Origin of the sequence: Pelomicrobium sp. (assembly GCF_036803785.1) — a bacterium.
Lineage (GTDB): Bacteria > Pseudomonadota > Gammaproteobacteria > Burkholderiales > UBA6910 > Pelomicrobium.
Genome location: NZ_DAIRTR010000155.1, coordinates 1 through 6,201, shown reverse-complemented (window position 1 = coordinate 6,201; position 6,201 = coordinate 1). Strand labels below are relative to the sequence as shown.

Sequence of the window (6,201 nt, the reverse complement as noted above, 5' to 3'; positions counted from 1 at the left end):
TCGCCGGGCTGATCCTCACCACCGACGCCATGGTGGCCGAGCTGCCGAAGGAGGAGAAGCCTGCGGGCCACGGCGGCATGGGTGGCATGGGCGACATGGATATGTGAAGCCTTGTCGCCCGCGGACCTTTCGGTTCGCGCGCGAATCGACGTTCCTGAAAGCCCCGCGAGAGCGGGGCTTTTTGTTTCCTTTTCCGCCGCCACCCATAATAGATAGAAACAAAGGGCCCGGCACTTGGCCCGAGGAGGAAGGGTTTCGGTCCGTGCGCATCCTGCTGGCGGAGGACGATCGTATCCTGGGCGACGGGCTGGCGCGCGCGCTTCGCCAATCCGGTTACGCCGTGGACTGGGTCGAGACCGGTCCCGCGGCCGACGCCGCCCTCGCCGCCCACCGCTATGACCTGCTGATCCTCGACCTGGGCCTGCCCCGGCTGCCGGGCTTGGAAGTGCTCTCCCGCCTGAGGGCGCGCGATCAGCGCACTCCCGTCCTGATCCTCACCGCCCTGGACGGGACCGAGGACCGGGTCCGGGGGCTCGACGGCGGCGCCGACGATTACCTCACCAAGCCCTTCGAGCTGGCTGAGCTGGAAGCCCGGGTACGGGCGCTATTGCGCCGGGGGCTATGCGGCGCGCCTCGCGTGATCGCGCTGGGAAGCCTGGCCTTCGACCCGACCGCTCGCCAGGGTTTCATCGCCGGAAAGCCTATCGATCTTTCGGCCCGGGAGCTGGCCCTCTTGGAAGCGCTGATCGGGCGCCCGGGCCGGCTGGTGAGCAAGCGGCAACTGTTGGAGCACTTGTACGAATGGGGCGGCGAGGTGAGCGAGAACGCCATTGAGGTCTACGTCCACCGGCTGCGCAGGAAACTAGAGGGCAGCGGCGTGCGGATTCACACGGTGCGCGGCCTCGGCTATTCCATCGAGGCCGAAAATGCCCGCTGAGTCCCGTCCGCCGGTCCGATCCCTGTTCATCGAAATCCTCGATTGGATGTTTTTGCCCCTGCTCTTGGTCTGGCCCCTGTCGGTGGTGGTGACCTACTTTGTGGCCCACGCCATCGCTGACCAAGCCTACGACCAGGAATTGGAAGCACGCCTGCACCTGCTGCAAGAGCGTCTTCGCTGGCGGGATGGGCGGCTCTTCCTGGCGGACCCGGCGACAGAATCGACCGCCACCCCGGCGAGCCCGGACGGCTTACAGACGTTCTATCAGGTGAGCAGCCGGGACGGCACGGTGCTTGCGGGGGAAGCAGCGCCGGCGATCTCCCGGCCAGTCGAGCCGGAAGCGCGGGTGCGCTTCGAAAACGGGCGCTTCCACGGGCGGCACGCCCGGCTGGCGTACGCTTTGAGGCCCGTGCCGGGGGCAGCGGAGTCCCCGGCCTTGGTGATTCTGGTGGGAGAGACCACGGAGCGCCGCGACCGCCTGGCTTCGTCCATCGTCAGCGGCATCATCCTGCCCCAGTTCTTGATCGTTCCCTTCGCCATGCTGCTGGTCTTATGGGCGTTGCGGCGGGGCTTGCAGCCCCTGGAGCGGCTGCAGCGGGACATCCGGGAAACGCATCCCGACCGGCTGCGCCCCATCGATCAGGATCAGGCGCCCGAGGAGATCAGACCCGTGGTGCTTGCCATGAACGAGCTGATCGCCCGTCTCGAGCGGCTGCTTCAGGCGCAGCAGCGTTTCGTCTCCCATGCCGCCCACCAGATGCGCACGCCCCTGGCGGGGCTCAAGACCCAGGCCCAGCTCGCATTGCGTCTTGACCCGGCGCCAGAGCTAAAGGCTTCCCTCGAGCAGATCGCCGCCAGCGCGCAACAGGCGAGCCGCCTGGTGAGTCAGTTGCTCGCCTTGGCCCGCGCCGAGGCGACCGGCGCTGGCGTCCCCTTCGTGCGCCTCGATCTAGTGCCGCTCGTGCGAGAGACTGTGGCCGAGTTCTATGACCGGGCCGTGGAAAAAGGGCTCGAACTGGGCTTCGAATGCGAGCAGCCTCAAGCCATCGTTCGAGGCCACGGAGCGCTGCTGCGCGAGCTCACGAGCAATCTGGTGGACAACGCTCTCCGTTACACGCCGCCGCCCGGGAGCATCACGGTACGGGTGCTCGCCCGGCCCCAGGTCGTGCTCCAGGTGGAGGATACCGGCATTGGCATCGATCCCAAGGAGCGAGCGCTCGTCTTCGAGCGTTTCTACCGCGTGCTGGGCACGGGAGAGGAGGGCTCCGGCCTGGGGCTTGCCATCGTGCGCAGCATCGCCGAGGCCCACGGCGCTTCGATTTCGTTGGAGTCCAATCCGGCAGGGATAGGCACCCGAGTGAGCGTGGCCTTCCCGCCCGGCTTAGAAGCGGACAGCACTGGCGTAAGCCCCGCGTAAGCTTGGCCAGCTAAGGTGCGCCCTCGTGGCTGCCGTTGCGGCAGTGCCCTTTGGCTGTGAGGAGGACGCATCATGACCGACGAACTGCTGATCAAAATCGCTCGCGATCCCCGCTACCAGGCGCTGGTGACCCGGCGATCCCGCTTCGCCTGGGCACTGGCGGCGATCATGCTGGCCATCTATTTCGCCTTCATCTTGGCGATCGCCTTCGATCCCACCCTCCTGGGACGCCCCTTGGGCAGCGGAGTGACCACCGTGGGCATTCCGATCGGTATCGGCATCATCGTCGTAGCCTTCGTCCTGACGGGCGTCTATGTGTACCGCGCCAACACCGAGTTCGATGCCCTCATGAACGAGATCGTGAAGGAGTTCAAAAAATGAGACCCTTACCTGACGTGTTGCAATGGCCCCTGGCGGCAGCCCTTACCCTGGCCGGACCGGGGTTCACCCTCGCCGCAGGCACTCTCGAGGGGGAAGTCAAGCGGCAGCCGGTCAACGTGGAGGCCATCGTCATGTTCCTGGCCTTCGTCGTCGCGACCCTGGGTATCACCTACTGGGCGGCAAAGCGTACCCGCTCGGCGGATGACTTCTATGCTGCTGGCGGCGGCATCAGCGGCTTCCAGAACGGCCTCGCCATCGCCGGCGACTACATGTCCGCCGCCTCTTTCTTGGGCATCTCGGCCCTGGTCTACACCTCGGGTTACGACGGGCTCATTTACTCGATCGGCTTCCTGGTGGGCTGGCCGGTGATCCTGTTCCTGATCGCGGAACGACTGCGCAACCTGGGCAAGTACACTTTCGCCGACGTGGCTTCCTACCGCTTGCAGCAGACTCCGATCCGCAGCCTGGCAGCCTGCGGCACCCTCACCACCGTGGCGCTCTATCTCATCGCCCAGATGGTGGGGGCGGGGCAGTTGATCCAGCTCCTGTTCGGGCTGCCCTACGCCTACGCCGTCATCCTAGTGGGAGTGCTGATGGTCATGTACGTCATGTTCGGGGGTATGCTGGCCACCACCTGGGTGCAGATCATCAAGGCGGTGTTGTTACTCTCCGGCGCGAGCTTCATGGCCTTCATGGTGCTCTACCACTACGGTTTCAGCCTGGAGGCTCTGTTTGCCACCTCCGTGGAGGTGCACGCCAAGCATGAAGCCATCATGTCTCCCGGCACCTTGGTGTCAGATCCGGTGTCCGCCATCTCTTTGGGCATGGCCCTCATGTTCGGCACCGCGGGATTGCCCCATATTCTGATGCGCTTCTTCACCGTGGCGGACGCCAAGGAGGCACGCAAGAGCGTTTTCTACGCCACCGGCTTCATCGGCTACTTCTACATCCTCACCTTCATCATCGGCTTCGGTGCCATCGTGTTCGTGAGCACCAATCCCGCCTTCCTGACCGCCACGGGTGCCCTGGTGGGAGGCAGCAATATGGCGGCCGTGCATCTGGCGAACGCGGTCGGTGGCAGCCTTTTCCTGGGCTTTATTTCCGCGGTGGCCTTCGCCACCATCCTGGCGGTGGTGGCGGGACTGACCTTGGCCGGCGCCTCCGCGGTGAGCCACGATCTCTACGCCTCGGTATGGAGAAAAGGCCGGGTGGATGAGCGCACGGAGATCCGAGTGTCCAAGATCGCCACTTTGGTGCTGGGGATACTCGCCATCATCCTCGGCATCCTGTTCGAGAAGCAAAACATCGCCTTCATGGTGGGGCTCGCGTTCGCCATCGCCGCGAGCGCCAACTTCCCCGTACTGTTCTTGTCCATGTTCTGGCGCGGGCTGACCACCAAGGGCGCGTTCTACGGCGGCTTCGTGGGGCTCGGGACGGCGGTGGTCCTGGTGATCCTTGGCCCCACGGTATGGGTGGACGTGCTGGGCAACAAGACGGCGATCTTCCCGTATAAGTACCCGGCGCTGTTTTCCATGACGGCCGCGTTTGCTTGCACCTGGCTCATGTCGGTCCTGGACCGCAGCCCGAGGGCGCAGCGGGAAGCGGAAGCTTTCGAGGCCCAGTTCGTACGCTCCCAGACTGGCATCGGCGCGACGCGCGCGGCGGCCCACTGAGAGCGGATCCAGCGCGACGCTCTGCACCGGGGAGGACTCTCCGGTGCTTTTCGTTATATAAAGGGTTATGGCCGGGGGAAATTCCCCAAGGAACCGGCATGCACGCCTCCTCGCCGCCCTCCAACGGTTCTAAATCTCCGGCCGGCGACGCCGGTCCAGAGCTCGCAGCGCTGCTCCTCGCCCGCGTGGCGGACGTGCCGCTACACCCGCCTGCCTTGCTGCCAGGCACGGCGAGCCTCGCGCAGGCGGCCCGGTTCATGAAAGCGCAGGGAGCCACCTCGCTGTTGGTGCAGGACGGGGCGCGTGTGGGGATCTTCACCGCCACCGATATGCGAGAGGCCCTGGCACAGGGAGCGGATCCGACCGCTACGCCCCTTGCCCGCTTCGCCACCTTCGACCTGGTAACGGTAGGCGCCCAGGAGACCCTCGCCACGGCCCTGGCCCTCATGTCCGAACGCTCGATTCAGCGGCTGGTGGTGGTGCGCGACGGCGAGATCACCGGCGTGCTGGAGCAGGTGCGGCTGCTCTCCTTTCTCGCCGATCACTCCTTGGTGGTGGCCACGCGCATCGGTGCTGCGCAGAGCCTTGCCGAGCTCAAGACCGTGGTAGCCAGGATCGATCGGCTGCTCGACGATCTCTTCCGCGGGGGTATCCATGTTGAACCCCTGGCACGCCTCGTGAGCGGATTACACCGGCGCGTCTACGCCCGGCTCTTCGACCTGGTGGTGCCTGCGCCGCTTCACAGTCAGCTGTGCCTCGTGGTCATGGGAAGCGAGGGGCGTGGAGAGCAGCTGCTGCGCACGGACCAAGACAACGGGCTCATCGGCCGCGATGGGATCTCGCCGGCCGAGCTTGCCTCGGCCGGCACGGCTTTGTCGGATACCCTGGAGGCACTGGGCTGGCCCCCATGTCCCGGCGGCGTCATGGCGCGCAATCCCCAATGGGCGAAGCCCCTTTCTGTCTTTCGGGAGGAGATTGCCTCCTGGGTGCGGCGGGCAGACGGGGCTGCGGTGCTGGATTTGGCGATTTTCCTCGATGCAACGCCCGTTGCCGGGCATCTGGAGCTGCTCACTCGGGCGAAGGAGCGAGTGCTGGCGCTCGCTCGGGCGAACGACGCTTTCTGCGCCAAGTTCGCCCAGCCGGTGGAAATGTTCGGCGATGCGCTCGGCTTCCTCAGCCGGCTGCGGCTGGAAAAAAAGGGTGAGCACCGGGGCATGTTGGACCTCAAGAAAGCGGGGCTCTTTCCGGTGGTTCACGGCGTGCGCAGCCTTGCTTTGCACAGCGGCCTGACCGAGACCAACACCTTTCAGCGCACTCGCCAACTGGAGCACCACCGGGTCTTCGACCAGCGTTTCGGTGAAGCCCTGCGCCAGACCTACGAGACCCTGCTTGCGCTGCGCTTGAAGGTGGGGCTCGAGTGCCTGAGAAGCGGGGGAGTCGCGGACAATTACGTGGCACCGCAGACGCTGACCCCCCTGGAGCGCTATCAGCTCAAGGAAAGCCTGCGGGTGGTGCGGGAGCTCAAAGAGATCGTGCGCTACCACTTCCGGCTCCACTCCCTCTTCTGAGCCACTTGTTACATGCGAATGGCGGCGCAGGAGGGACCATCCCGGCTGACCGCCGGGGGTGCCCGGCGGCCTTAACCCGCCACCAACATTCCCGGTATAATCTCAGCTATTCGCGGGCTTAGGTAGCTCAGTTGGTAGAGCAGCGGACTGACGGCTGGCCCGCGGCGCGGGCCAGCCGCAACGAAGGCTCACATCGCGCAAGCGATGTGAAGCGAGGCGCAAGCC

Annotated in this window: 5 protein-coding genes; all 5 read left to right on the top strand. The window is 65.6% G+C overall.

Features of this window, described 5'->3' with window-relative positions; translation table 11 throughout:
- Positions 1-262 precede the first annotated feature (262 nt).
- The 5 genes from V7Q81_RS13915 (at position 263) to V7Q81_RS13895 (ending at position 5,976) form a co-directional block, all read left to right on the top strand.
- The gene (locus V7Q81_RS13915) at positions 263-937 is read left to right on the top strand and encodes a response regulator transcription factor (protein WP_333844406.1); all 675 of its coding nucleotides are present in this window, start codon (positions 263-265) and stop codon (positions 935-937) included.
- A complete protein-coding gene (locus V7Q81_RS13910) occupies positions 927-2,354 on the top strand; it encodes a sensor histidine kinase (protein ID WP_333844405.1) in 1,428 nt (475 codons plus the stop codon). The genes V7Q81_RS13915 and V7Q81_RS13910 overlap by 11 nt, the downstream gene beginning before the upstream one ends.
- A 72-nt stretch (positions 2,355-2,426) precedes the next feature.
- Entirely contained in the window at positions 2,427-2,735 is a 309-nt protein-coding gene (locus V7Q81_RS13905; protein WP_333844402.1) for a DUF485 domain-containing protein, read from the top strand.
- On the top strand, positions 2,732-4,408 hold the full coding sequence (locus V7Q81_RS13900; protein ID WP_333844400.1) for a cation acetate symporter: 1,677 nt from the start codon (positions 2,732-2,734) through the stop codon (positions 4,406-4,408). The genes V7Q81_RS13905 and V7Q81_RS13900 overlap by 4 nt, the downstream gene beginning before the upstream one ends.
- Before the next feature lie 98 nt (positions 4,409-4,506).
- On the top strand, positions 4,507-5,976 hold the full coding sequence (locus V7Q81_RS13895; RefSeq protein WP_333844397.1) for a putative nucleotidyltransferase substrate binding domain-containing protein: 1,470 nt from the start codon (positions 4,507-4,509) through the stop codon (positions 5,974-5,976).
- Positions 5,977-6,201 lie beyond the last annotated feature (225 nt).